Raw genomic sequence first — 24,725 nt, 5'->3', positions numbered from 1 at the left:
ATTCGCTTTGCGGGAAGCGGCACTTGGCGTTACCCGGCGTTCAGCATTATCTGCGCTGCTGCTGCAAACCGTGTGGTTCCTGGAGGGGGCGTTGAGCCTATACTTCGAAACGGGGCGTGTCGTCGCCCTGGCGCTCGTTCTGGCCTTTGCCTGCGATCTCGCCCAAGCCGACGCGCTTGCCGGCGAGTGGCGCTTCGGCATGGACGATGATGGCCTTGTCACCGCTTCGCTTCATGGCACCAACAAGCTGATCACCGGCGGTGGCGCCTTGAGCTACAGCCCGGTGCTGACCATTGCCTGCCGGGCAGACGGCGAGCCGCGCTGGACCGAATGGCTGCAGTTGAATGACGGGGTTTCGGCCAGCCGCAAGATCACCATGTCGGTCACCGTCGACGGCGGCGGCAAGGTCGACGAGAGCTGGTCGGTCGGGTCACGCGGCCGAATGCTGGTGCGCGACGGCGCTGACGGCATCAAGCGCCTTGTTCCCGCAAGCCGGCTGTCGCTTTCCTGGCGGTTCGGCTTGTTGTCAGGCCGCGGCCAGGCGGATTTCGACCTTGCAGGACTTGAAGAGGCGGTCGAGCAGATCGCCGGAAGCTGCCGGACGAATCCGCCTTGAGCGTGGCCAGGCCCTAAACCTTCGCAATGCTTGGCTTTTTCTACCCACCGCCTGGATTCCATGGTACGTTGGCGCCGCAATTCCGCTGGGGGAGATATTCTGCCCAGGCGCGGTCGTCCGAGGCATCATTGGCGATCAGGGAGGAAATGCCATGCGCGCTATAGCGTTTTTTGCTGCGGTGTCCGTTACGATCTTCATCGCACATCCGTCGCGGGCACAGGATGCCGCGGCTGGTGAGAAGGTCTTCACCAAATGCCAGGTCTGCCACATCGCAAACGAGGACAAGAACAAGATCGGCCCATCGCTGCACGGCGTCATCGGCCGCACGGCCGGTACGCACCCGGATTTTAAATATTCCGATGCCATGATTGCGGCAGGCAAATCCGGCGTCAAATGGGACGAGCCAACGCTGACGACCTACCTTCACGATCCCAAGGCCATGGTCAAAGGCACCAAGATGACGTTTCCCGGACTCAAGAACGATGCAGACGTGGCCAACGTCATTGCCTATCTGAAAACGTTCTCCAAGTGACCTGGCTCCTCCGCCATCCGTCTAACGTCTTGTTTTACCGTGGTCTTATCCAAATCAAAGGACAGCGTAAGCAAAAACAGGGTTCCAGTCTTCGCTCACGCGGGCGTTCAGTTCGGGACCATCGCCCAGCTTGCCTGATTCCGTCGGTGGTCGTCTGGGATGTCGACTAGGGAAAGCCGCCTCAAGGATACCTCCATCGGCCTTTCGGAAGCGACGGCGGCCGATTTCTTCGCGCTTTTGAAGCCGCGGGTCATGGCGCTTGCCGTATTCACCGCTTTCGTCGGCCTGATGGTGGCGCCTGGCGCGATGAATCCCGTCATCGCCGTGATTGCAATCGCCGCGATTGCGATCGGAGCAGGAGCGGCGGGGGCCCTCAACATGTGGTATGACGCGGACATCGACGCGCTGATGTCGCGCACGTCAAAGCGGCCGGTTCCGTCGGGCCGCGTCACGCCGGGCGAAGCCCTCGGCTTCGGCCTTGTGCTTTCCGCGCTTTCGGTCATGACACTCGGCGTACTGGTGGGCTGGCTTGCCGCATCGCTGCTGGCCTTCACCATCTTCTTCTACATCGTCATCTACACGATGTGGCTGAAGCGCTCGACGCCGCAGAACATCGTTATCGGCGGCGCCGCTGGTGCCCTTCCTCCTGTCATTGGCTGGGCTGCCGCAACCGGCGCCGTCGGCGTTGAAAGCCTCATCCTGTTTCTGATCATCTTTCTGTGGACGCCGCCGCATTTCTGGGCGCTGGCGCTATTCAAGGTTGGCGACTACGCCGCTGCCGGCATTCCGATGATGCCGAATGTGGCGGGCCCTGCTTCGACGCGAAGGCAGATCCTTGCCTATGCTTTGCTCCTGGCGCCGGTCGGCGTGCTGCCTTGGCTCTTCGGATACACCAGCGGCTACTATGGAATCGCCTCGGCCGCATTGGGCGTCGGTTTCATCTGGCATTCCTGGAAGGTTCTGGCAGCTTCCGAAACGGAGCTGAAACCCGCCAAGGCGCTGTTTGCCTATTCGATCCTCTATCTTTTCGCGATCTTCGCTGCGCTGCTTGCCGACACCATTGCCATGCGCGCGCTGATGTCAGCCGGAGCCTGAGCGGAGATCGCCGTTGGCGAACCGCCCTGGCCGGTCGGCAAGCGCCGTACCGACGACGCTGCAGTGCTGTCACGATGGCAGCGCACAGAATCCCAGCAACAGCAGAATGATTATGCCGAGGCCGAGTATGAGAAGCGTCCTTGCGTCCATGACCTTCGCCTTCGACCCGGTGCATGGTCCTGAAGATCGGGATCGACCCTGCTTGGCCGCTCTCCGGTTCGCAAAGGATCATGCGCCAATCCAAGTGATCCAGCGTCTTTACGTGCCCAAAGGGACACGCGGCGCTGCATGAGCATATCGAAGAAGAGCCTCCAGAGCCAGCCGTGCGGCTCGGCCCGCTATCCGTGCCAACAACGGGCGACAAGTCTCTCACAAGAGAGTATATTTGGTGGCGGTGCAGGTCGCGGTTTGCGTGGCCAGTCCCGCAGACGACAGCACCGCGAAACCGCGACCTTTCCGGAGCAGTCTGGAGGAACGGTCATGGCAAACTTTCATGTGATAGCAGGCGCCAGCGAGACGCTGGAACATACCAGAATTCGAAAAATCGCTGTTTCCGACCTTTTTGACGCGCTCAAGCTGGGCGTCGATGATTTCATGGTCAAACCGTCGCATATCGTCTTTCTCTGCCTGATCTATCCACTCGTGGGCGTCGTGCTCGCCGCCTGGACTTCGGGCGCCAATGCTTTGCCCTTGTTGTTTCCGCTGGTTTCTGGTTTTGCGCTGGTTGGCCCATTCGCGGCGATAGGCCTCTATGAGATCAGTCGAAGGCGGGAAGCCGGACTCGACACCTCCTGGAGGCACGCTTTCGAGGTCAGGAACTCTCCGGCGCTGCCGGCCATTGCCGCGGTGGGGATCATGCTGTTTGCAATCTTCATCACGTGGCTTTTGACGGCGAAGCTGTTCTACGAGTATCTTTTCGGCCCAGCACCGCCGGAATCGATATCCAGCTTCATCGACGCGATATTTGCCACCGGACGCGGCTGGACGCTGATCATACTAGGGCATGCCATCGGCTTCGTCTTCGCCGTGGTGGTGTTGTGCACGACGGTCGTCGCCTTCCCATTGTTGCTCGACCGCGATGTCGGCGCCTATGAAGCGATCCACACCTCGGTGCGCGTGGTCCTGGCAAACCCGATCGTGATGGCTGTCTGGGGGCTGATCGTCGCCGTCGGCCTGATCATCGGCTCACTGCCAGTGTTCGCCGGGCTTGCCGTCGTGTTGCCGATCCTCGGTCACGCCACCTGGCATGTCTACCGCAAGGTTGTGGAGTCGCCCGCCAGGCCGACGGGTTGAGGACGTTCTGCCTCACCCACCGGCCAGGGTGCCGGCGCGAGTTTGATCGAAGCCGTCAGTAAGCCCGGTGACTGAAGCGGGCGCGGTATGCGCCCATGGTCAAGTTGCGGAAATCCTCGCCGCTGACATGCACCAGCGTTCTGTGGTCGCCGCCTTCGAAGTAAATGTCGGCGGCATCGCCAAGGCTTTCATCGACAATCACCGGCACATCGTAGGGGGCGCCGATCGGGGGGATGGCGCCGGTGTCGCAATCGACGAAGAGCGAAGTCACCTCGTCTTCGGAGGCTAGTCCGAGACGCTTGTCCATGACGCTCTGCAATGTGCCGAGCTCGATCCTGTGCGTGCTTGGAACCACGGCGAGCGCATAGCCGAGTTCATGGTGAACAACGACCGATTTGGCCACTATGCTGCCGGGTACATGCGCCGCAATGGCGGACTGTCTGCTGGTGGATGTGCGATGGTGGGCGACCGTGTCGTATGAAACTCCCTTCTCGTCGATAAGTCCTTCAGTCTGGTTGCGATCGTCATCTTGGCCTCCCTTTGCCGGAGTTCGCGACGGGTGGAGAATGAGGGCAATCATTCTCCTTATGTCGTTTCCGGTGCTAAAATTGACCAGCTCCTGATGGTTCGAGGCGCGGCGGCAGGATCCGAATGCTGTCTGTGCGTCAGGGTCCGGCTCCGAAAAATGCCAGCCGGGTGAGAAGCGTGTAGTCGGCTTCGAAGACCATCATCGTCACGAACACCAGCACCAGTACCGGCGGCAGGATGATCGCATAGGCCAGCGCCAGCCGTTCCCAGGCCATGTGCATGAAGACGGCGACGATCAGTCCTGCCTTGAGGATCATGAAGATCAGGATCAACGACCATCTGAGATAGCCTTGCAGGCCGAAATAATCGACCAGGTAGGAGCAAGTACTGAGGATGAACAGCCATGCCCAGACCACCAGATAGAGCTTGATCGGGTGTTCCTGATGCACGTCGGCACGGGCGGCGGCCGCCGGCGCTTCATGTGCAAGACCCGCATGAAGTGCGTGTTGTCCGAGGCCGTTTGCGGTTGCTTCAGCCATGTCTGCCTCTCACCAAAGATAGAAGAAAGCGAAGATGAACACCCAGACCAGGTCGACGAAGTGCCAATACAGCCCCATGATCTCGACGTTCTCGTAGCGGCCCCTGCGGCTGGTGAAGAAGCCGCGCCGTCCGGTGTCGAAATCTCCGCGCCAGACCTTTCGTGCCACGATGATCAGGAAGATCACTCCGATCGTCACATGGGTGCCGTGGAAACCGGTGATCATGAAGAACGACGAGCCGAATTGTGCGGCCCCCCAGGGATTGCCCCAGGGCCGTACCCCTTCAGTGATCAGCTTGGTCCATTCGAAGGCTTGCATGCCGACAAAGGTCGCGCCGAGTGCCGCGGTCAGAAGCATGAGGATTGCCGTCTTGCGGCGGTCGCGGCGGTAGCCGAAATTGACCGCCATGGCCATTGTTCCGCTGCTTGAGATCAGCACGAAGGTCATGATGGCAATGAGGATCAGCGGGATTTCCGAGCCGCCGATGCGGAGCGCGAAGACCTCGCTCGGATTGGGCCAGGGCTCGCGTGTCGAAATGCGCGCGGTCATGTAGGCGAGCAGGAAGCAGCCGAAGATGAAGGTGTCGCTGAGCAGGAAGATCCACATCATGGCCTTGCCCCAGGACACGTTCTTGAACGCGCGCTGATCCGAGGACCAGTCGGCGGCAATGCCTCGCCAACCCGTGGGCCGTGGCTCCGTCTGGCCGATATGTGTCAGTGTCTCTGCCATCCGCTTGATCCCCTCAGGTCAGCAACTGTCGGCAAATGTCGATGAACGTCGCGGCCCACCCGGCCAGCAGGACGAAGATGACGAGCCAGACGAAAAGCAGGAAATGCCAGTACATGGCGCACAACTCGACGCCCAGGCGAAGGCGTTCCGGCCGCGTGCCATTCCAGGCGTTAGTGGTCGTTCTGCCGAGGCCCATCAGTCCTCCCAGTATGTGCAAGCCATGCATGCCGGTTATCAGGTAGAAAAAGCTGTTGGCCGGGTTGGAACTCAGCAGATAGCCGTCTTCGGTCAGTTGCCGCCATGCCATGAACTGGCCGACCAGGAAGGCAAGCGCCGTGAGTCCGGCCGTGGCAAGGCCGAGCCTGACCATGTCGATCTGATCCTTGCGTGCGGCGACGACGGCGCATTGCAGGGCTATGCTGCTCAGGATCAGCACGCCGGTGTTGAGCCAGAGCAGGCGCGGCAGCGGCAACGGCTGCCAGTCCGACACCGCCATCCGCATGAAATAGGCACTGGTGAAGAGCGCGAACAGGCAGCCGACGACAGCGAGGAAAACGCCGAGGCCGATCTTGGCGGTTGGCAGGGCCGACCGGTCGAGGCCGACAAGATCACCGGCCAGACCTTGCTCGAGCCATGGCTTCGACATCAGCCCCTGGTGCGAAAGCCACCATCCGGCAAAGCCGGCGATGACAAACAGGAAGACTATGATGACGCTCATGCCGGCTCCCTCGAGGGGCCGTAGGAGCCCGGCATGTTCTGCGGGATGAAGTCCTCCTTGGCGCCCGGTACGCTGTAATCGTAAGCCCAGCGATAGACGATCGGCAGGTCCTTGCCGAAATTGCCGTGGGCCGGCGGCGTTTGCGGCGTCTGCCATTCGAGGGTCGTGGCCCGCCACGGATTGCCGCCGGCCTCGCGGCCATGGCGGATGCTCCAGATCAGGTTGAACAGGAACACCATCTGGGCGAAGCCGACGATGAAGGCCATGACGCTGATGAACGAGTTCAGGTGATGGGCCGACTCCGTCATGATCGTCATGTCGGTCAGTTCAGCATAACGCCGCGGCACGCCCATCAGGCCGAGGTAGTGCATGGGGAAGAAAATCAGGTAGGCGCCGAGGAAGGTGACCCAGAAATGGAACCGGCCCAGCGTTTCGTTGAGCATCCGGCCGGTGACCTTCGGGTACCAATGGTAGATCGCGCCAAAGACCACGAGGATCGGGGCGACACCCATGACCATATGGAAATGGGCGACGACGAACATCGTGTCGGATAGCGGAACATCGACGACGACATTGCCGAGGAACAGGCCGGTCAGCCCGCCATTGACGAAGGTGACGATGAAGGCCAGGGCGAACAGCATTGGTATGGTGAGATGGATGTCGCCGCGCCATAGGGTCAGCACCCAATTGTAGACCTTGATGGCGGTCGGAATGGCGATGATCAGCGTCGTGGTGGCGAAGAAGAAGCCGAAATAGGGGTGCATGCCGCTGACATACATGTGGTGCGCCCAGACCACGAAGCTCAGCGCGCCAATGCCGACGATGGCCCAGACCATCATCCGGTAGCCGAAGATGTTCTTGCGCGCATGGGTGCTGATCAGGTCGGATACGATGCCGAAGGCCGGCAACGCCACGATGTAGACCTCGGGATGGCCGAAGAACCAGAACAGGTGCTGGAACAGGATCGGGCTGCCGCCATTGTGCGGCAGTTGCTCGCCCATTTCAGAGATCGCCGGCATGAAGAAGCTGGTGCCCAGGACGCGGTCAAGCAGCATCATCACGCTGGCGACGAACAGCGCCGGAAAGGCGAGCAGCGCCATGACGGTGGCGGTGAAGATGCCCCAGACGGTCAGCGGCAGGCGCATCATTGTCATGCCGCGCGTGCGGCCCTGCAGAACCGTCACCACATAGTTGAGGCCGCCCATCGTGAAGCCGATGATGAACAGGATCAGCGAGGAGAGCATCAGGATGATGCCCCAGTCCTGGCCGCCTGGCGTCCCGCTCATGATGGCCTGCGGCGGGTAGAGCGTCCAGCCGGCCCCCGTCGGTCCGCCGGGCGCGAAAAAGCTCGACACGAGAACCAGCACGGCGAGCAGGTAGATCCAGTAGCTCAGCATGTTGACATAGGGGAAGACCATGTCGCGCGCGCCGACCATCAGGGGGATCAGATAGTTGCCAAAGCCGCCGAGGAAGAGGGCGGTGAGCAGGTAGATCACCATGATCATGCCGTGCATGGTGATGAACTGGTAGTAGGCTTCCGGGGTGATGAAGTCGAACGTGCCGGGAAAGCCAAGCTGCAGTCGCATCAGCCAGGACAGCACCAGGGCGACCAGGCCGATTGCCGTTGCCGTCGCCGAATACTGGACGGCGATGACCTTGGCGTCCTGCGAGAAGACGTATTTGGTCCACCAACTGTGCGGATGGTAGAGTTCCACTTCCGCGACTTCGGCCGGCGGGATGCCGTCTGCAGGCGTGATGTCGACCATAGGAACACCTCCGTGTCCTTTTTCAGCGAGACCCGACCGTTTCGAGCTTTGCTGCAATTTCGGGACCCGCTGCCGCCGTCCGTCCCGTCGTCTCGTCTGCCGACCCCGTCTGCTTGGGGGCCGTCGATTGTGCAAAAGTCTGCTGCTGGCCGAGCCAGGCCACATAATCTTCCTGGGTATCGACCTTCACGACGCCATGCATCATCGGATGTCCCTGGCCGCAAAGTTCGGCGCACAGGACCTGGAAGGTTCCGGTCCTGGTCGGGGTGAACCAGAAATAGGTCACCGAGCCCGGGATCATGTCCATCTTGGCGCGGAATTCCGGCACATAGAAATCATGCAGCACATCGATCGAGCGGAGCAGCATCTTGACCGGTTTGCCGACCGGCAGATGCAGATCGGCCGCTTCGACCACGACGTCGTCCCGACCATTGGGATCGCCGGGGATGATCCCCAGCGGATTGTCGGCACCAACGTCGCGCGTGTCTGATGTGCCGAGCTTGCCGTCCTTGCCGGGCAGGCGGAAACTCCACTGCCATTGCTGGCCAATGACCTCGACCTCGGTTGCGTCGCGTGGAACGGTAACAAATCGGCTCCAGACGAACAGGCCGGGAACCAGCAACGCCGTGACCCCAACCGCGGTGACGATCGTCAGCCACGATTCGAGTCGCTTGTTCTCCGGTTCGTAGGCAGCGCGGTTTCCCTCCCGGTGACGGAAGCGGAACACGCAATAGGCCATGAAAAGCACGACGGCGGCGAAGACGACGCCGGTAATCCAGAAGGTAATGATGATGGTGTTGTCGATATAGGCCCAGTTCGAGGCAATCGGCGTCCACCACCATGGGCTCAGGAGGTGAAACAACACTGAGCCCACAACGATCAAAACGAGTACAAGCGCTACGGCCATGCCCCGTTCCTCCGGATATTTCGCGGCGCGAGAAGCAGGCCTGCGAAATACCAAGCCGCATCATGCTCGCTTTCCGGTTGAAATTCCAGAGCCGACTACTTGATGTGCAAAACGTTGCTTTTCGCCGGCCGGCCGGGATCGCCTCCGGCCGAGAAGCGGGCGCTGCTCGCCTTTCGAGGTGATCGATGAGATCCGCTGTTCCAGCGCGTCCGCCAGATGGATCTTCGAGGTGTATTTCGACACTCTCGAACGAGGTGACAGCCAGTAGAGGCAATTGGAAGCGACGCCCTAGCTGGAAGGCGGCGCCCGAAACCGTTTTCCCGAAAAGACCTCGAGCGCTTGCGGCTTTCGACCGCCGACGATCCAGTCAGCAAGGTATTTGGCGAAGCCAGGCGCGATGGCAAAGCCATGGCCGGTCCAGGCAAATCCATAGATGGTGTTGTGCAAGGCGGCAGGCGTGTCGACGATCGGGATGCCATCGACCGCGCAACTCTCGACGCGGGACGCATCCACCTTCAGGAACGAGGATTCGTCGATGAAGGGCAAGGTGGCGATGGCATCGATCAGGCCGAGCGCCGTCGAACTGAGCGATCCCTTCCAGCGCCCCCCGGGCGTATAGGCAACGCTCTGGCCGCCTGAAAGCATCAGCGTGCCATCCTGGATCTGCTTCACCGACAGCTTGCGGTGGGCGTGACCGAGAAGATGATTGATCTTTTTGCCGCGTGGATTGGAGACGAACATCATCTGCGGGATCAGGGTGATGACGGGCATGATTTCGTGTGGCTGAAGAACCGGCTTAAGCAGCGGCAGGACGCCATTGTTGGCCAGGAGAACGAGTTTGTCGCCAACCGGCACGACTTCACCACTCGCCAGCCTCACTCCCTTTGCCCTGGCTTTGTCGTGGAGGATTTCGGTGACGCGCGTGCCGGTGCGCAGGCTCGCCCCGACCTTGCGCGCCTGTTTGGCGAAGGCCAGCGTGGCGAAGCTGTGATCGCACACGCCGTCATCCCTGCAGTAGACCGAGCCGATCAGATCGCCCGACAATTCCGGCTCACGTTCCAGCGTTTCGTCGCGGCTGAGAAGCTGGGAGGGAACGCCAAGTGCATTCTGTGTCATGGCCATGGCTTCCATCATGCCGCGCACCTCATGCTCATGAGCGCCATGCGGGATGTTGAAGAGATGAAGCCCACCGGTCCGGCGGTAGCCGACGCCGCCTTCGAACTGTTCCTGATACTTCGCCCAGAGCGGAAAGCTGACAGTCACCATCGGCAGTTCGCGCAAGTCGCGGCTATTTGCCCGCACGCCCCGCTCACCGGAGCCGCCCGATGCGCCGGCGGCAATGTCGTCGGCCTCGAGCAGCGTCACGGTCCTGCCGGCCCGCGCCACTTCGTAGGCGAGGCTCGCACCGTAGATGCCGCCTCCGACGATCACGATTTCAGACGCGGTGGCCTGTGTGGTCATAGTGTCGGTTCCTTCTCGGTTATTTTCGCGTGGATCGCATGTGTGGAAAAGTTGGCTTACTTCAAGCCGTCGCCGCCGCCCGACAAAAATTGCCGGAAGCAGTCGGACCGGCCGGCGGCGAACATGTCGTGGGGCGAGCCTTCCGCCTCGACCGCGCCCTTGTGCAGGAACACGATCTTGCTGGAGACGTCCCGGGCGAAGCCCATTTCGTGGGTAGCGACCAGCATCGTCCTGCCTTCTTCGGCCAGCGCGCGCATGACACGCAGCACCTCGCCGACAAGCTCCGGGTCAAGCGCGGAGGTCGGCTCGTCGAAAAGCATGACCTTAGGGTGCTGGGCCAGTGCCCGGGCGATGGCCGCTCGCTGCTGCTGACCGCCGGAAAGATGGGCGGGATAGTGATTGCGCTTCTCGGCAATGCCGACCTTCTCCAAAAGCGCTTCCGCCTCCTCCAAACAATCGGCGCGGGGGCGCTTCTGAACATGGATCGGAGCCTCGATCAGATTCTCGAGGATCGTCTTGTGAGACCAGAGATTAAAGTTCTGAAACACCATGCTGACGCTCGCGCGCATGCGCTGCAACTGATGCCTGTCGGCAGGCCGCGTCCTGCCGCCCACCTGCTTCAACTGGATGGTTTCGCCGCCGACCTCGATTTGCCCGCTATCGGGCGTCTCAAGCATGTTGATGCAGCGCAGCATCGTCGACTTGCCGGATCCGGAGGAACCGAGGACGGAGACGACATCGCCTTCCATCGCCTCGAGCGAGATGCCTTTCAGCACCTCGAAGGCGCCGAAACTCTTGCGAAGCTCCATCAGGCGCACAGCCGGCTTGAGCTGGTCAGTCATAAGGTTCCTCCTTGGCCAGATGCCGCAGCCGGAGGCGGCCTCAGATCGGCGCCCAGCGCGTATTCGGCCCATTGAACGAGGCGCGTGACGATAAAATTCATGGACAAATAGATCGCGGCCGCCACGGTCAAGATTTCGATGGCGCGGAAAGATTCGGAAATGAGCTGGGCCGCGAGGCCGGTCACCTCCATCAGGGTGATGATGGAGGCCAGCGCCGTCGATTTGATCATCAGGATGAATTCGTTGCCGTAGCCCGGCAAGGCATGGCGCAAGGCGAGCGGGAAGATGACGCGGCGGTGGAGTGTGAGGTTCGACATGCCGCAGGCCCGCGCAGCTTCGATCTGGCCCGATGGAACCGAGAGCAATGCACCGCGAACGATCTCGCAGGAATAGGCGGCGTTGTTCAAGGTCAAGGCGATGAGCGCACACCAGTAGGGTTCGCGCAGGACAGGCCAGAGAAAACTGGCCCGCACCGCATGGAACTGGCCAAGCCCGTGATAGATCAGAAAAATCTGCACCAGCAGCGGCGTGGAGCGGAAGATGAAGACGTAGAAGGATGCGGGCCAGGCCAGGAGCCGCGAAGCTGACAGCCGCGCCAGGGTGAGCATGACGGCCAGAATGGCGCCCAGCCCGACGGAGGATATAGCGAGCTGCAATGTCAACGGCACTCCCGTCAGCAGCTTCAGAAGTGTCTGATACAGGAACGGAATGTCCATCAGGCCCGCCTCGCGCCGATTGTCAGCCGCGCCTCGGTCCGCCGCAGAAACCATGTCGAGAACGACGAAATGGCCAGGTACAGGACGGCGGCGGCGAAGAAGAAGGTGAAGGGCTGGCCGGTCGATCCCGCGCCGATCTGCGCCTGACGCAGAATTTCCACGAGCCCGGTGACCGAGACCAATGCGGATTCCTTGAGCACCAGCTGCCATACATTGCCGAGACCCGGCAGCGCATGCCGCAGCACCAGCGGCGCGATGATGCGGCGAAACATGGTTGTGCGGGACATGCCGGCGGCGATCGCCGCTTCGATCTCTCCGGGCGAGACCGCGCGATAGGCGCCGCGCATGACCTCGGCCTGATAGGCGCCCGACACCAGCCCGATCGCCAGCGCACCGGCCATGAAGCCCGGCAGGCTGACGAAACCCGAAAAGCCGAACAGGCCGGCCAACGGCGTCAGGACCGCGCTTGACCCGAAATAGAAGAGATAGATGACGAGAATGTCGGGTATTCCGCGAAGCACGGTGGTGTAGGCGTCGGCAACCAACCGCGGAAGAATGCCGCCCTTGATCTTTGCCCATGCGCCGAAGCTGCCAACCAGGAGGCCGAAGGCGTAGCCGGTCAATGCCACTGCAAGTGTCATCATAGCGGCTTGAAGCAGTGCGGTTCCCCAGCCGGCTTCGCCAAATCCCAGAACGAAATCGGATGCAGTCATTGCGATGGCTCGTCGCGCAGGGCGCGGCAGTGTGGGGCAGGGGTCATCGGATGCTCACATTGCTGAAACAAGCCGCATAAGAGATGTGCAGGGCGACCCAGCGCGCCCGGTCGCTTATCTCTTCAGGGGCAATAACCGCGGAAAGACCCCGCGCTGCCTGCGCTCGTCCGGTTCAGTTCTTCACGGAGATATCGACGCCGAACCATTTTTCCGTCAGCGCCTTGTTGAAACCGTCGGCATTGACCGCGTGGATCGCCGCGTTGAACTTGTTCTTCAGCGCGGTGTCGCCCTTGCGAAAGGCCACGCTAGTCCCGCTGGCCAGCAGAAAGGTCGGTCCCACGAGTTCCGCCTCAGCCATGTCAGGATTTTTCAGCGCCTCGGCGAGAACCGTGATGTTGGCCATCGTGAGATCGATGCGACCCGCCAGAAGATCGAGATTGGCCTCATCCTGCGTCTTGTAGGATCTGACCGTGACCGCGTCCTTCAGATATTCGTCGACAAATTTGCCGGCCGTCGTCGATCCCTGGATGCCGAGGACTTTGCCCTTGAGCGCCATGTCGAGCTTTTCAACAATGTCCTTCGATCCGGTGGCCTTGTCGCGGAGATCGAACTTGTCGTGCCAGGGCAGGGCCTGTGCCAAACCACTGCCTTTCAGTGCCAGGAAAGCGTTGGGCGCGGTGGAATAGGGATCCGAGAATGCGGCCACTTTCTCCCTCTCGGGTGTTACGCCCATGGAGGCGATGATCGCATCGAATTTTCCGGCGTTCAGCGCCGGCAGCATCCCATCCCAGTTCTGCGCGACGATCTCGCATTGTGCCTGCATGCGCTTGCACAATTCTTTGGTGAGATCGATTTCATAACCGGCTAGCGTGCCGTCGGGGAGCGTATAGTTCCATGGCGCATAGGCGCCTTCGGTTGCGATGCGGATGTGGAGCGCGTCCTGCGCCAGGACCTCGTTACAGGGATAAAGGCCGACCAGCGATAGCGCGGCCGCCAGCATGGCATTTCTGATCATGTGAAGCTCCCTCTCTTGTTATGAAACGCCCCGCAGCCCTCATCGCCAATGATAGGAAAAACCAATATCATCACTCAGGTCAGGCGAGGGGTATCGATTTTCCGCAGTCGACAAATGCCTATCTGGAACCTGCTGCAATGGCTTATTTCGCTTGATTAGAAAGGAATCGTCCAAAGCATTCCAATATGAAATGTTGCGCTTAATATAGATTTTTCCTATAGGAGTTGGCTCACTCGAAGCGCCCGGGGGTGGCTGATGAACTACAAACAGCTTGAAGCATTCCGGGCAGTCATGGAGGCTGGAACGGTCACCGGCGCGAGCGAGACTCTGCACATCGCCCAGCCTTCGGTCAGCGCGCACATCGCGAACCTGGAACACGCGCTGAAAATCCCGCTCTTCATTCGTCGGGCGGGACGTCTGGTCCCGACGGCGGAAGCCATGCTTCTCAACGAAGAGGTCGGTCGGATCGTCAAGGGGATGGCGAGGATACGGCGCCTTGCTGGCGATATCGGGCAATTGGAAGCCGGGCGGCTGATGATCGGTGTCTATCCGGCGCTTGCCAGCATCGTCTTGCCTCGTTTCCTGAAGTCATTTGCCGGGCATCACCCGAAGGCGCGCATGGGCATATTTCCGGCGGCCTCGCTGCGGATCGCCGAATTGACGGTAAACAAGGAGATCGATCTCGGCCTCATTCAGATGCCGGTGGTGGATCCGGCCATCGCCTGCGATCTGATTTTTCAGACAGAATGCGTCTGCGTGGCGCCGCTTGACCATGCATTCGCCAATGACAGCGTGATTTTCGCGGCCCAACTCGAAGGGCAGGAGTTTATCGCGCTTGGCCGCGAAGACCGCACGCGGCAGGATATCGAGCGCGCGCTAGATCACGCCGGCGTTGCCGTCGACCACCGTTTCGAAACACCCTTCGCCGATACGGCATGCGCCCTGGTCGCGCAGGGCCTGGGCGTGTCGATCGTCGATCCGTTCTCGGCGACTCGGTGGGAAGGCAAATTGACGATACGTCCCTTCAGTCCCGATCTCCTTTGCGACATCTACATGGTCAGAAAACGAGCTCAGGTCTCGTCCATGCTGCAGCAGGCGTTCGAGCGGGAATTCCGAACCGCGCTCGAGGAGAATGTGAGCGGAGGCACGCGCCTATTTTAGGGTGAGTTGATGTTCAGGTGATGCCCGCCTGCAAACGGCTGATACCTGCACTTCCGATGCTCACGTACGAAAAGTACGCTCCGCTCCGGTTCTCGGTATCAACCATTTTCGGCACGGCCCGACCTGAATCTCAATACACCTTAGCCAGCTTACCGGTCCTATTTCAGCAGGTCGACCAGGACGTCGAAAGCGGCGTCGATATCGGCGCGGATCGCCTGGCGGACGGCTTCGGCGTCGCGGTTGCGCAGTGCCGCGAACATCTCCTGGTGGTGCTCGTTGGCGGTCGAATAGTTTCCGGAATCATGCAGCAAGTTGAAATAGGGGCTGATCTGCAGCCAAAGATTCTCGATGATGGCGAGGATGTTTTGCGAGCCGGCGGCCCGGTAGATGGAGAAGTGAAAGGCGTAGTTGGCGCGCAGATAGGATTTGACGTCTCCCTCCGCATTGGCCTGTTCAAGCGCTGCCAGATGCTGGCCGAGTTGCGCGATACCCTGATCGTCGATGCGCTCGGCCGCCCAGGCGGCGGCGATCGCCTCGATCTCGAAGCGGACATTCCTGAGATCGACGAGCCGCGCGCGGCTGAGTGCGGGAATGCCGATCGAGCGGCCTGAAACGACCTTCAAGGCATTGGCCGCGGTCAGCCGCCGCAAGGCCTCCCTGACCGGCATCGGACTGACCCCGAAGGCGTCGGCGAGGCCTTGCATCGTCACCATCTCGCCGGGCACGATGCTGCCGTCGAGGATCAATTCGGTGACATGGCGATAGACCCTGTCCTGCAGGGTCTCCCTGGACAGGGGCACGATCTCGACACCAGGCTTCCTGAACGCCGCTCCGGCCATTCCCATCAAACCTTTCGGCGCAAAGACCGCGCCACAATCCGTTCCCGGAATGCAGGGTTCCAGCTGCCCCGTCAAGCGGTGGCGATCGCGGCTTCGATGTAAGATATTTCATCATGGATCTTTGATCAAATAGTGATACGGTCCCCGGCATCGGATGACGAGGGCTACGGTTTGTGCCCTCCGGAGGCATTCGGTCGTTCGTATCGGGAGGAATTCGGCGGCGCGCTGATCACCGGCGGGCGCGGCCACTATCTCGGCATGCTCGGCGGCGTGCTGCTTTTGACGGTGCTGCAGATGCTGCTGGCCGGCACCGCGCTGCCATACGCCACCAGGGCAATTCTTTACGGGCTGGTCGTTCTCAGTGCCGTCATGGCGCTGCGCGAACGGCGGCTGCAATGAAAGGACAGGACGATGAGCGCAAAGGCACCTGGAACGGCGGACGAATTTCTGGCCGGGCTGAGAAGGCAGCGCGTGCTGGTGACGGCGGGCGCCGGCGGCATCGGCTTCGCTATCGCCGACACGCTGTCGCGGCTCGGCGCGCGCATCGTCGTCTGCGACATCTCCGACGAAGCGCTGGCCGTGGCTCCGGCCAAGATCGATCTGGTCGCGGCGGTCAAGGCCGATGTCTCGCGCGATGAGGATGTCGACAGGCTGTTCGAGACGGTCAAGCAAGAGCTCGGCGGGCTCGACGCGCTGATCAACAATGCCGGCATTGCCGGGCCGACCGGCGGTGTCGACGAGATCGAACCGGACGACTGGCGGCGCTGCATCGATATCTGCCTGACCGGCCAGTTCCTCTGCGCGCGGCGCGCCGTGCCGCTGATCAAGGCGGCGGGCGGCGGCTCTATCGTGTCGATGTCGTCGGCCGCCGGCCGCCATGGCTACGCGTTCCGCACGCCCTATTCGGCGGCCAAATTCGGCGTCATCGGTTTCACCCAGAGCCTCGCCAAGGAGCTTGGGCCGCACGGCGTCAGGGTCAATGCCATCCTGCCCGGCATCATCGAGGGGCCACGCATCGAGGGCGTCATCGCGGCACGTGCCAGACAGGTCGGCATCAGCCATGAGGAGATGACCGGGCGCTATCTGCAGAACATCTCGCTGCGCCGCATGACCAGCCCGTATGATGTCGCTTCGATGGTGGCGTTCCTGCTTTCCGATGCGGGCATCAACATTTCGGGCCAGTCGCTCGGTGTCGACGGCAACGTCGAAACACTTTGAGGACCAATCCATGGCCAATGTCGCGATTGTCGGAAGCGGGTTCATCGGGCGGGCCTGGGCGATCAGCTTTGCCCGCGCCGGCCATGATGTGCGCATGTGGGACCAGTCGCCTGCCGCGACAGGAGGCGCGCGCGACTACATAGAAGGCGTGCTCGGCGATCTCGCCGCGAACGACCTGCTGCGCGGGCAATCCGTCGGCACCGTGCTTGGCCGCATCGCCATCGTCGGCGAGTTGGCGGACGCGCTGGCCGATGCCGCCCATGTCCAGGAAAACACGCCTGAAAACCTCGATGTGAAGCGGGAGGTATTCTCGCTGATCGACAGGCTTGCTGGGCCGCAAACGGTCATCGCCAGTTCCACCTCGGCGCTGTTGCCGTCGAAATTCACCGACCATCTGCAAGGGCGGCACCGCTGCCTGGTCGTGCATCCGATCAACCCGCCCTATCTCATTCCGGCGGCCGAGGTGGTGCCGGCGCCGTGGACCTCCGCCGAGACGCTGGAGAAGACGCGCGCCTTCCTCATCGATGCCGGCCACGCGCCGCTGGTGATGAAGCGCGAACTTGACGGCTTCATCATGAACCGCCTGCAAGGCGCTTTGCTGGAGGAGGCTTTCCGGCTTGTCGCGGACGACTACGCCAGCGTCGAGGACGTCGATATCGGCATCCGCGACGGCTTGGCGCTGCGCTGGTCCTTCATGGGACCGTTCGAGACCATCGACCTCAACGCGCCCGGCGGCGTGCGCGACTATGTCGACCGTTACCAGGGCATCTATTCCAACATTTTTCCGCAGATGCTGCGTCGTGTCGACTGGGCGGGCGAGGTCATGGCAACTGTTGAAGCCGAGCGCAGCAAGCGCCTGCCGAGGGAAAGCCTGGGTGACCGGCAGGTGTGGCGGGATCGCCGGCTGATGGCGCTGGCGGCGCACAAGAAGAAATCGGATCAGGAGTTCGGACAATGAAAGAAACCAGCCGCAAATCAGGTGCATCGGCGGCCAAGGGCAAGGTCATCATCACCTGCGCGGTGACGGGTGCGATCCACACGCCGACCATGTCGCCTTATTTGCCGATCACGCCGGATCAGATCGCCTCGGAGGCGATCGCGGCGGCGCAGGCAGGTGCTGCGATCCTGCATCTGCATGCGCGAGACCCGGAAACCGGCAAGCCCGACCAGACGCCCGAGGCCTTCGCCCGCTTCCTGCCGCGCGTCAAGCAAGGCACCAATGCCGCCATCAACATCACCACGGGCGGCAGCCCCTACATGAAGGTCGAGGAGCGCGTGCGCCCGGCCGCCCAGTTCAAGCCCGAGGTCGCCTCGCTCAATATGGGCTCGATCAATTTCGGGCTCTATCACCTCGCCGACAAATACGAGACCTTCAAGTTCGACTGGGAAAAGCCGCATCTGGAGGCGACGCGCGACCTCGTTTTCCGCAACTCGTTCAAGGACATCGAATACATTCTGGCGACTTGCTACGACAATGGCACGCGCTTCGAGTTCGAGTGCTACGACATCGCCCATCTCTACAACCTCGCCCATTTCGCCGATCGTGGGCTGGTGAAGCCGCCTTTCTTCGTGCAGTCGGTGTTCGGTCTGCTCGGCGGCATCGGCACCCATCCCGAAGACGTCGCCCATATGAAACGAACCGCCGACCGGCTGTTCGGCGATCAGTTCCGCTGGTCGGTGCTCGGCGCCGGCGCCAGCCAGTTGCGCATCGCCGCGCAATCGGCGGCACTCGGCGGCAACATCCGGGTCGGGCTGGAGGACAGCCTGTGGGCCGGCAGGGGCAAGCTCGCCAGGTCGAACGCCGAACAGGTCGTGCTGGCGCGCAAGATCATCGAGGGGCTTGGCATGGAGGTGGCGACGCCGGACGAGGCGCGCGAGATCCTGTCCCTGAAGGGCGGCGACAAGGTCGCCTTCTGACGCGGCCTACGACGTTGCTACCGGCGTTGCCACCAACCGCCGCACCTTCGTGAGCGTCGACACAAGCAAGGGCGGCGCGCGGCCGATGGCTCGACCGTCGATGCCCAGGGATATCTGTGGAATGCGCTGGTCTATGGCGGCCGCCTGGTGCGCTACGCGCCGGACGGCACCCTCGATCGCATCATCGACATGCCGGTGAAGAAAATCACCAGCGTCATGTTCGGCGGACCGAAGCTCGACACGCTCTATGTCACCTCGATGGCCAAGCCGCCGCTGCTGCGCTTTCCCGGCGACGGTGTCCTGCGCGGCAGCCTGTTCGCCATCACCGGCCTCGGCGTGACCGGCGTTCCTGAACCGCGCCGGCTGAGGGGCGGCTCTGGCAGCGCCATTTCCCAAGCCACCGGGCGGGAGCTCGGCGGCCTTGGTTATTGCCGTTCTGGTCGACGCCTAAGGCGTGGTCTGCGCTTCGATCTTGGTGGCCATCTGGTCGATCTTGTCGGCAAGGACACCCTGGGCCCAGGCCGTGACCTCGTCATCGACCGGCTTGTTGGCCATGTCCGTCAGCGCTGCATCGAGCGATGCCTGGTCGGTGCCGACGGTCGCCGTGGCAGCCGCCGCCTCTGCCTGGTCGGCCGCTGCGTTGTCGTCGTCGACAACGGCCTGCTGGGCGGTGATCTGATCTTTCACAGCCTGGATCTGCGCAGCCGTGGCGTTCGGATCAGCCTGCAGCGCGGTGAGCTGCGCATTCAGCGCATCCAGTTGGGCCTGCGCGGCGGCGGCCGTGGCGGCTGCCGTCTCGGCCGCGGCCTGGGCGACCTTGGCTTTCGCCGACTGTGTCACGAAGGCCTGGAGGCCAGCGAACTTCTTGCTCTTGGAATTCATATAGGCGTTGATGTTGCGCTGCAGGGAGTTCAGCCGGCCGAGCTTGGCATGGATGTTTTTCTCCTTCGACACGGATGCGACCTGGGTGGTCGTGTCGACCGTGGTGTCGGTCGTTGTGTCAGTGTCCACCTTGCCAACATGCCCCGGAGCCGACGCGGACTTGCCGTGCGAGGCACCGCTGTTGCCCTTGCCATTGCCGACAGCATTGCCGCCGCCATTGCCGTTGCCGTTACCACCGCCGTTGCCATGCCCGTTTCCGCCGCCACCGTGCCCGTTGCCGCCGGCTCCGGCGAGCGCAGGCGACGCCAGAAGCGCCAATGCGGCAAGCGCTGCGAACAGAGTTTTTCGGTTCGTCATGGTGTCTCCTCGGGAATCGCCACCCTTCGCCCAACCGCGCTAGATCAGCGTAATATGAGAATCCGCTAATCGTACGGGGTAAACTTTAGACAAATGCGGTCGCGATGCGCGATCCTGGTAGGCGGGAGCGCCGTAATCATTTGATATTCCATATAAATCGGTGCCACGAGGCGCCCGTGGTACTGAAGTCCCACGCCAGCCGGACCTTGGTCCGGACTGCCAACCAAGAGCGGCAGAGCCGTTTATCGGAAAGGCTTGGAAGTAAGGGAAATTGATGGTGAAGCACGGTGCGGCGCGTCACCCGGCTCGTCATACGCGGTCTGTCAAATTTCCGGCCACGAATCCATGTTGGCGTGCATCGGGCACTGGTCTCCGGGACAAGCCGTAAATTCGCAGAGGCGGCAAAAATGGCTTACGCCATAAGCGTCCGTCGCCAGCGGGCTCATCAGCTTCCCGAGCAGGCCGGCCAGTTGCTTTTCTTCCGCGGCGGTGAGGACCCCAAGATACTTATTGACCGCCGCGCAACGTGCGACGAGAGCGGGCAATACGGCTTTGCGGCCGGCCGGAGTCACATGGAGATGCGTAACCCGCTTGTCCCCACCTTTGCGAGCTTCGACGAAACCCTGGGCCTCGAGCTTGTCGACCAGGCGCACCGTCGCGGTGTGCGACAGGTTTAGCGCCCGCGCGAGCTGGGCGTTGGTGATGCCCTCCCAAAAGCCCATGATGTTGAGCGCGGCCGAGGCGGAGTCGGTTTGGTTGGGGTGACTTTTGAGGGTCACTTCCACACGTTCGGTGATTTCGCCAGCGAAGGCGGCAAGCATATTGGCGGTTCTCAAACGAGTCATGGCGGCAATCTTTATCATGAGGGGTTGACGGCGCTAGCCACTATGTGACTTATTATGTGCGTGCAACACGCACTTATCAAGGAGAAAGGTCATGATTGCTTTGCAGAGATGGACCCAGGCGACGGGGCAGATGGTGGCTCGATACAGCGTTGTCCTCTTTTTCGTCGGGTTCGGGCTGGCCAAGTTCACGCCGGCTGAAGCGACGGCGATTTACCCGTTGCTTGTTCACAGCCCGTTCTTGTTCTGGCTTCCCAGATTGTTTGATCAGCAAATGTCTTCGGACGTCGTCGGCGTGGTGGAGATCGCCTTGGCTCTGATGATGGCTTCGCGTCCTGTTACGCCGTGGATCGCGGCGATCGGCAGTTACGGCGTCGCAGTTTCGCTGGTGGTCACGCTGAGCTTCCTGATCACCACACCGCAGCTCGACCCGGCACTTGGTGCCTTCATCGTCAAGGACCTGACCCTTCTCGGGGTGGCGCTTTGGTCTGCTGGCGAGGCCCTGGCGGCTATAAAGCCGCGCGTACCTTCGCTTTGAATGATATCGGCGCGAGCAGCCAAGCGATCTGTTAGCGGACGTCAACGATCGGGAGATGGCAATGAACGTATCCGAAGCTTCCGGACCGCGCGCGGACCGAGCCACGCATCGCGAATGGATCGGCCTCGCCATCATCGCGCTGCCTTGCATCCTCTACGCGATGGATCTGACCGTGCTGAACCTGGCCGTGCCATCGCTAAGCGCCGACCTCAAGCCCACGGCCGCGCAACTGCTCTGGATCGTGGATATCTACGGCTTTCTGGCGGCCGCGTCGCTGCTCATCATGGGAGCTCTTGGCGATCGGATCGGCCGGCGCAAGCTGTTGCTGATTGGATCGGCGTCTTTCGGGTTGCTGTCACTGGTCGCCGCTTTTGCACGCAGTGCCGAAACGCTCATCCTGGCTCGGGCGCTTCTCGGCATAGCCGGCGCGACGATGGCGCCCTCGACGCTGTCCCTCATCAGCAACATGTTCCGTGACGACCGCCAGCGGACCTTTGCCGTAAGCGTCTGGGTTGCGAGTTTCTCGTTTGGCGGCGCGATCGGCCCTGTCATAGGTGGTCTGCTTCTGTCGCACTTCTGGTGGGGAGCCGTGTTTCTGGTGCCCATTCCGATTACGGCGCTTCTGCTGATGGTCGGACCCTTGTTGCTGCCCGAACACAAGGCCCCAAACGCCGGGCGGCTAGATATCCTGAGCGCTGGCTTGTCTCTGGCGGCTGTGTTGCCGATCGTTTTTGGCATCAAGCTCGTCGCCGAGGGCGGCAATCTCGTGTGGGCGACATCGGCGATCGCGTTGGGCCTGGTGCTCGCAGTGGTATTCGTGAGGAGGCAGATGGACTTGTCCGATCCGCTCCTCGACTTGCGGCTGTTCAAACGGCCCGCCGTGACCGCAGCGCTCGGCATCAACATCCTCGACTTCTTTGTCGGCTTCGGAATTCTCGTTCTTGTCGCCCAGTACCTCCAACTGGTTTTGGGACTAACACCTCTGGAAGCGGGCCTTTGGAGCATCCCGGCCGGGCTCGGCTTCATCATGGGATCATTGATGACGTCGGCTGTGCTCAGGCTGATGCGGCCAGCCTACGTTCTCGGCTCCGGCCTGACGCTTGCAGCCTGCGGCCTCGTGCTGATGGCGTACGCCACCGAAATACACAGCTTGATTCTGATTGTTCTGGGGAACGTGCTGTTCTCGATCGGCTCGGCTCCGGGCATCGCGATCGTCGCGGACCTTGTCGTCAGCGCGGCCCCCAAGGAGCGATCCGGCGCTGCCTCGGCACTTTCCGAGACGGCCTCCGAGTTCGGTGGCGCGCTAGGCATCGCCCTGCTTGGCAGCCTCGCAACCCTGCTTTACCGCTCCGCGCTAGGCGTGGCGATGCCGACTACGGTTTCCGTCAACACAATGGAGACCGCGTTACGCGGTATCGGCGCCGCAAGCAGCCTTGCACCAACTCTCGGCGATGGCGACGCCTTGTTGTCGGCAGCTCGAAGCGCGTACGCGAGCGCGGCGGGCATCACCTTCCTGACTGCCGCCACGATCATGATGCTGGCGGCAATTGTCGCGGCGACAATGTTCCGGGAGCTGAAGACGCCGGAATAAACGCTCGCTCAGGCAAGCGCGATCTTGCGGGGCTTCATCTGCGCGCGGCCGCGGGCGCAGCCATTCCCAATCAGATCAGCAGCAGGCCCTTCATGCTGGCGTATCCCTTACGCCCGATGATGATGTGGTCGTGCACGGCGATGCCCAGCCGTTTACCCGCTTCGATGATCTCTTTCGTCATCTCGATGTCGGCGCGCGATGGCGTCGGGTCGCCTGACGGGTGGTTGTGCGCCAGGATGATCGCGGTGGCCGACAGTTCGAGCGCCCGCTTGACCACTTCCCTGGGATAGACGGGCGTGTGGTCGACAGTGCCGGTCTGCTGCACCTCGTCGGCGATCAACGTGTTCTTCTTGTCGAGGAACAGGATGCGGAACTGCTCGCGCGCCTCGAAGGCCATGGCCGACCGGCAATAGGCGAGAAGCTGCGTCCAGGACGAAAGGACCTCGCGGCCATGGACTTCGCCATGCGCCATGCGCTGCGCCGTCGCCGCGACAACCTTCAGGTCGAGCGCCACCGCCGGGCCGATGCCCTTGACCTCCTGCAGCAGGTTGACGGGCGCGCCAAGCACTTCGGCCAACGTGCCGAAGCGCGCCAGCAACGCCTTGGCCGGCGGCTTGGTGTCGGCGCGCGGGATCAGCCGGAAGAGCAAGAGCTCCAGAAGTTCGTAATCGGGCAGGGCGTCCGGGCCCGCCGAAGCAAAGCGCTCGCGCAAACGGTCGCGGTGGCCGAGATATCCAGGTTTCTCGGCTGGAACGGGCCTCGCCTTCGCGGCTGGCCGAACCGGCACCTCGGAGAAGAAACTCCGCTCGTCTTCGTCGCTGGCCTTCCCCATCAGCCCCCGCATCCAGCCAATCGGTCGGGCAAAGCGGTTGCCCGACGTACCAAAATATCAGGCCGGCAGGCCGGGCCGGTCGAGGTTGTTGGGCGAGAGCGTGAAAATCTCGCAGCCCGTGTCGGTCACGCCGATCGTGTGCTCGTACTGTGCCGACAGCGAACGGTCCCGCGTCACCGCCGTCCAGCCATCCGACAGCACTTTCACATGCGGCCGGCCGAGATTGATCATCGGCTCGATGGTGAAGATCATGCCGGGCCGCATCTCGACGCCTTCATTGGCGCTGCCATAGTGCAGGATGTTGGGGGCGTCGTGGAAGAGCTGGCCGACGCCGTGGCCACAGAAGTCGCGCACCACCGAGCAGCGCTCCGCCTCGGCAAAGGTCTGGATGGCGGCGCCGATGGCGCCGGTGCGGGCACCCGGCCTGACGGCGGCGATGCCGCGCATCAGGCATTCATGGGTGACCTCGAGCAGGCGTTCGGCCGCCCGCTTGATGGTGCCGACCGGATACATGCGCGAGGAATCGCCATGCCAGCCATCGAGAATGTAGGTGACGTCGATGTTGACGATATCGCCATCCTTCAGCGGCTTGTTGTCGGGAATGCCGTGGCAGACGACATGGTTGATCGAGGTGCAGGACGATTTCGTATAGCCGCGATAGTTGAGCGTCGCCGGCAGTGCGCCGTGATCCATGCCGAACTCGAAGACGAAACGGTCGATGGCGTCCGTCGTGACGCCGGGCGCGACCATCGACACCAGCGCATCCAGGCAGCGCGCGGTGAGGTCGCATGCCTTGCGCATGCCGGCAAAACCGTCCTCGCCATAGAGGCGGATCTGGCCGGTGTTTCTGAGAGGGGCCGTCGCGGCGTCGAGATAGGTGACCATTTTGTCCGTATTGAAGGGTGGGCCCTGCAGGAGTGCTGGCGTGAATATCCCGCCAGATTTGGCACTTGAGGGCAAAAGGTTCAAGGAAGAACTGGCTGATGCGGCCTTAGCCGGCAGGATATTCGTCTCGTCGGGGCAATTTCTACCGGTTTTGCACGGTTGCTTTCCTTTCCGGCCGTCCTGCGCTAGGGCG

At 62.0% G+C, this 24,725-nt stretch carries 25 protein-coding genes and 3 pseudogenes; 12 read left to right on the top strand and 16 right to left on the bottom strand.

Annotated features, from left to right (window positions below; genetic code table 11):
• Nucleotides 1-91: 91 nt before the first annotated feature.
• The 4 genes from ACWGS8_RS06565 to ACWGS8_RS06550 all read left to right on the top strand — a co-directional run bounded on the left by ACWGS8_RS06565 (nt 92) and on the right by ACWGS8_RS06550 (nt 3,536).
• Nucleotides 92-616 carry a hypothetical protein gene (locus tag ACWGS8_RS06565; RefSeq protein WP_454580167.1) on the top strand — a complete coding sequence of 175 codons (525 nt, stop codon included), beginning with the start codon at nt 92-94 and terminating at the stop codon, nt 614-616.
• A 151-nt stretch (nt 617-767) separates the two neighbouring features.
• Nucleotides 768-1,148 carry a c-type cytochrome gene (locus ACWGS8_RS06560; RefSeq protein ID WP_454581240.1) on the top strand — a complete coding sequence of 127 codons (381 nt, stop codon included), beginning with the start codon at nt 768-770 and terminating at the stop codon, nt 1,146-1,148.
• 159 nt (nt 1,149-1,307) lie between these two features.
• Nucleotides 1,308-2,243 (top strand): heme o synthase, encoded by a 936-nt coding sequence (locus tag ACWGS8_RS06555; RefSeq protein ID WP_454580166.1) that lies wholly within the window; start codon nt 1,308-1,310, stop codon nt 2,241-2,243.
• A 480-nt stretch (nt 2,244-2,723) separates the two neighbouring features.
• On the top strand, nt 2,724-3,536 hold the full coding sequence (locus ACWGS8_RS06550) for a DUF2189 domain-containing protein (RefSeq protein WP_454580165.1): 813 nt from the start codon (nt 2,724-2,726) through the stop codon (nt 3,534-3,536).
• Nucleotides 3,537-3,591: 55 nt separating this feature from the next.
• Here ACWGS8_RS06550 and ACWGS8_RS06545 read toward each other — a convergent pair.
• From ACWGS8_RS06545 to ACWGS8_RS06495, 11 genes and pseudogenes are all read right to left on the bottom strand, one after another.
• Nucleotides 3,592-4,064, bottom strand: a pseudogene (locus ACWGS8_RS06545) (aminoacyl-tRNA deacylase).
• Between the two features lie 137 nt (nt 4,065-4,201).
• Nucleotides 4,202-4,603, bottom strand: coding sequence for a cytochrome C oxidase subunit IV family protein (locus ACWGS8_RS06540; protein WP_454580164.1), 402 nt, complete (start codon nt 4,601-4,603; stop codon nt 4,202-4,204).
• A 9-nt stretch (nt 4,604-4,612) separates the two neighbouring features.
• Nucleotides 4,613-5,332 carry a heme-copper oxidase subunit III family protein gene (locus ACWGS8_RS06535; RefSeq protein ID WP_454580163.1) on the bottom strand — a complete coding sequence of 240 codons (720 nt, stop codon included), beginning with the start codon at nt 5,330-5,332 and terminating at the stop codon, nt 4,613-4,615.
• Nucleotides 5,333-5,345: 13 nt separating this feature from the next.
• A complete protein-coding gene (locus ACWGS8_RS06530) occupies nt 5,346-6,050 on the bottom strand; it encodes a cytochrome c oxidase subunit 3 (protein WP_454580162.1) in 705 nt (234 codons plus the stop codon).
• Complete coding sequence (gene ctaD, locus ACWGS8_RS06525; RefSeq protein ID WP_454580161.1) at nt 6,047-7,816, bottom strand: cytochrome c oxidase subunit I; 1,770 nt, start codon at nt 7,814-7,816, stop codon at nt 6,047-6,049. Before ctaD ends, ACWGS8_RS06530 begins: the two co-directional genes overlap by 4 nt.
• 22 nt (nt 7,817-7,838) lie before the next feature.
• Nucleotides 7,839-8,723, bottom strand: a complete 885-nt coding sequence (gene coxB, locus ACWGS8_RS06520; protein WP_454580160.1) for a cytochrome c oxidase subunit II — start codon at nt 8,721-8,723, stop codon at nt 7,839-7,841.
• A gap of 288 nt (nt 8,724-9,011) precedes the next feature.
• Complete coding sequence (locus ACWGS8_RS06515; protein ID WP_454580159.1) at nt 9,012-10,184, bottom strand: NAD(P)/FAD-dependent oxidoreductase; 1,173 nt, start codon at nt 10,182-10,184, stop codon at nt 9,012-9,014.
• A gap of 56 nt (nt 10,185-10,240) precedes the next feature.
• Nucleotides 10,241-11,026 carry an ABC transporter ATP-binding protein gene (locus tag ACWGS8_RS06510; protein ID WP_454580158.1) on the bottom strand — a complete coding sequence of 262 codons (786 nt, stop codon included), beginning with the start codon at nt 11,024-11,026 and terminating at the stop codon, nt 10,241-10,243.
• Entirely contained in the window at nt 11,023-11,742 is a 720-nt protein-coding gene (locus ACWGS8_RS06505) for an ABC transporter permease (protein WP_454580157.1), read from the bottom strand. Before ACWGS8_RS06505 ends, ACWGS8_RS06510 begins: the two co-directional genes overlap by 4 nt.
• Nucleotides 11,742-12,455, bottom strand: a complete 714-nt coding sequence (locus ACWGS8_RS06500) for an ABC transporter permease (RefSeq protein ID WP_454580156.1) — start codon at nt 12,453-12,455, stop codon at nt 11,742-11,744. Before ACWGS8_RS06500 ends, ACWGS8_RS06505 begins: the two co-directional genes overlap by 1 nt.
• A 172-nt stretch (nt 12,456-12,627) precedes the next feature.
• Nucleotides 12,628-13,470: a transporter substrate-binding domain-containing protein gene (locus ACWGS8_RS06495; RefSeq protein ID WP_454580155.1), complete on the bottom strand. Its 843-nt coding sequence runs from the start codon at nt 13,468-13,470 to the stop codon at nt 12,628-12,630.
• Between the two features lie 255 nt (nt 13,471-13,725).
• Between ACWGS8_RS06495 and ACWGS8_RS06490 the strand changes: the two genes are divergently transcribed.
• Nucleotides 13,726-14,631 carry a LysR substrate-binding domain-containing protein gene (locus ACWGS8_RS06490; protein WP_454580154.1) on the top strand — a complete coding sequence of 302 codons (906 nt, stop codon included), beginning with the start codon at nt 13,726-13,728 and terminating at the stop codon, nt 14,629-14,631.
• Nucleotides 14,632-14,789: 158 nt separating this feature from the next.
• On the opposite strand, the gene ACWGS8_RS06485 is transcribed toward ACWGS8_RS06490, so the two are convergent.
• On the bottom strand, nt 14,790-15,470 hold the full coding sequence (locus ACWGS8_RS06485; RefSeq protein WP_454581239.1) for a GntR family transcriptional regulator: 681 nt from the start codon (nt 15,468-15,470) through the stop codon (nt 14,790-14,792).
• Nucleotides 15,471-15,686: 216 nt separating this feature from the next.
• Between ACWGS8_RS06485 and ACWGS8_RS06480 the strand changes: the two are divergent.
• From ACWGS8_RS06480 to ACWGS8_RS06460, 5 genes and pseudogenes are all read left to right on the top strand, one after another.
• A pseudogene (locus ACWGS8_RS06480) lies at nt 15,687-15,869 on the top strand (hypothetical protein); the annotation flags it as partial.
• 12 nt (nt 15,870-15,881) lie between these two features.
• The gene (locus tag ACWGS8_RS06475; protein WP_454580153.1) at nt 15,882-16,688 is read left to right on the top strand and encodes an SDR family oxidoreductase; all 807 of its coding nucleotides are present in this window, start codon (nt 15,882-15,884) and stop codon (nt 16,686-16,688) included.
• Between the two features lie 10 nt (nt 16,689-16,698).
• Nucleotides 16,699-17,646: a 3-hydroxyacyl-CoA dehydrogenase gene (locus tag ACWGS8_RS06470; RefSeq protein WP_454580152.1), complete on the top strand. Its 948-nt coding sequence runs from the start codon at nt 16,699-16,701 to the stop codon at nt 17,644-17,646.
• Entirely contained in the window at nt 17,643-18,605 is a 963-nt protein-coding gene (locus tag ACWGS8_RS06465; RefSeq protein WP_454580151.1) for a 3-keto-5-aminohexanoate cleavage protein, read from the top strand. Before ACWGS8_RS06470 ends, ACWGS8_RS06465 begins: the two co-directional genes overlap by 4 nt.
• A gap of 114 nt (nt 18,606-18,719) precedes the next feature.
• Nucleotides 18,720-18,806, top strand: a pseudogene (locus tag ACWGS8_RS06460) (SMP-30/gluconolactonase/LRE family protein); the annotation flags it as partial.
• 246 nt (nt 18,807-19,052) lie between these two features.
• Here ACWGS8_RS06460 and ACWGS8_RS06455 read toward each other — a convergent pair.
• Both ACWGS8_RS06455 and ACWGS8_RS06450 read right to left on the bottom strand, forming a co-directional pair.
• Nucleotides 19,053-19,844: a hypothetical protein gene (locus tag ACWGS8_RS06455; RefSeq protein WP_454580150.1), complete on the bottom strand. Its 792-nt coding sequence runs from the start codon at nt 19,842-19,844 to the stop codon at nt 19,053-19,055.
• A gap of 323 nt (nt 19,845-20,167) precedes the next feature.
• Nucleotides 20,168-20,689, bottom strand: coding sequence for a MarR family winged helix-turn-helix transcriptional regulator (locus ACWGS8_RS06450; protein ID WP_454580149.1), 522 nt, complete (start codon nt 20,687-20,689; stop codon nt 20,168-20,170).
• 91 nt (nt 20,690-20,780) lie between these two features.
• Between ACWGS8_RS06450 and ACWGS8_RS06445 the strand changes: the two genes are divergently transcribed.
• Both ACWGS8_RS06445 and ACWGS8_RS06440 read left to right on the top strand, forming a co-directional pair.
• On the top strand, nt 20,781-21,224 hold the full coding sequence (locus ACWGS8_RS06445) for a DUF417 family protein (RefSeq protein ID WP_454580148.1): 444 nt from the start codon (nt 20,781-20,783) through the stop codon (nt 21,222-21,224).
• A 61-nt stretch (nt 21,225-21,285) separates the two neighbouring features.
• The gene (locus ACWGS8_RS06440) at nt 21,286-22,815 is read left to right on the top strand and encodes an MFS transporter (RefSeq protein ID WP_454580147.1); all 1,530 of its coding nucleotides are present in this window, start codon (nt 21,286-21,288) and stop codon (nt 22,813-22,815) included.
• Between the two features lie 70 nt (nt 22,816-22,885).
• Here ACWGS8_RS06440 and radC read toward each other — a convergent pair whose 3' ends face one another.
• Both radC and map read right to left on the bottom strand, forming a co-directional pair.
• The gene (gene radC / locus ACWGS8_RS06435) at nt 22,886-23,647 is read right to left on the bottom strand and encodes a RadC family protein (RefSeq protein WP_454580146.1); all 762 of its coding nucleotides are present in this window, start codon (nt 23,645-23,647) and stop codon (nt 22,886-22,888) included.
• 57 nt (nt 23,648-23,704) lie between these two features.
• Nucleotides 23,705-24,532: a type I methionyl aminopeptidase gene (map, locus tag ACWGS8_RS06430; protein ID WP_454580145.1), complete on the bottom strand. Its 828-nt coding sequence runs from the start codon at nt 24,530-24,532 to the stop codon at nt 23,705-23,707.
• Nucleotides 24,533-24,725: the final 193 nt, after the last annotated feature.

The organism is Mesorhizobium sp. 43Arga, assembly GCF_053714255.1.
The sequence above is the reverse complement of the archived record's forward strand: the minus strand, read 5'-3'. Positions and strand labels throughout refer to the sequence as shown.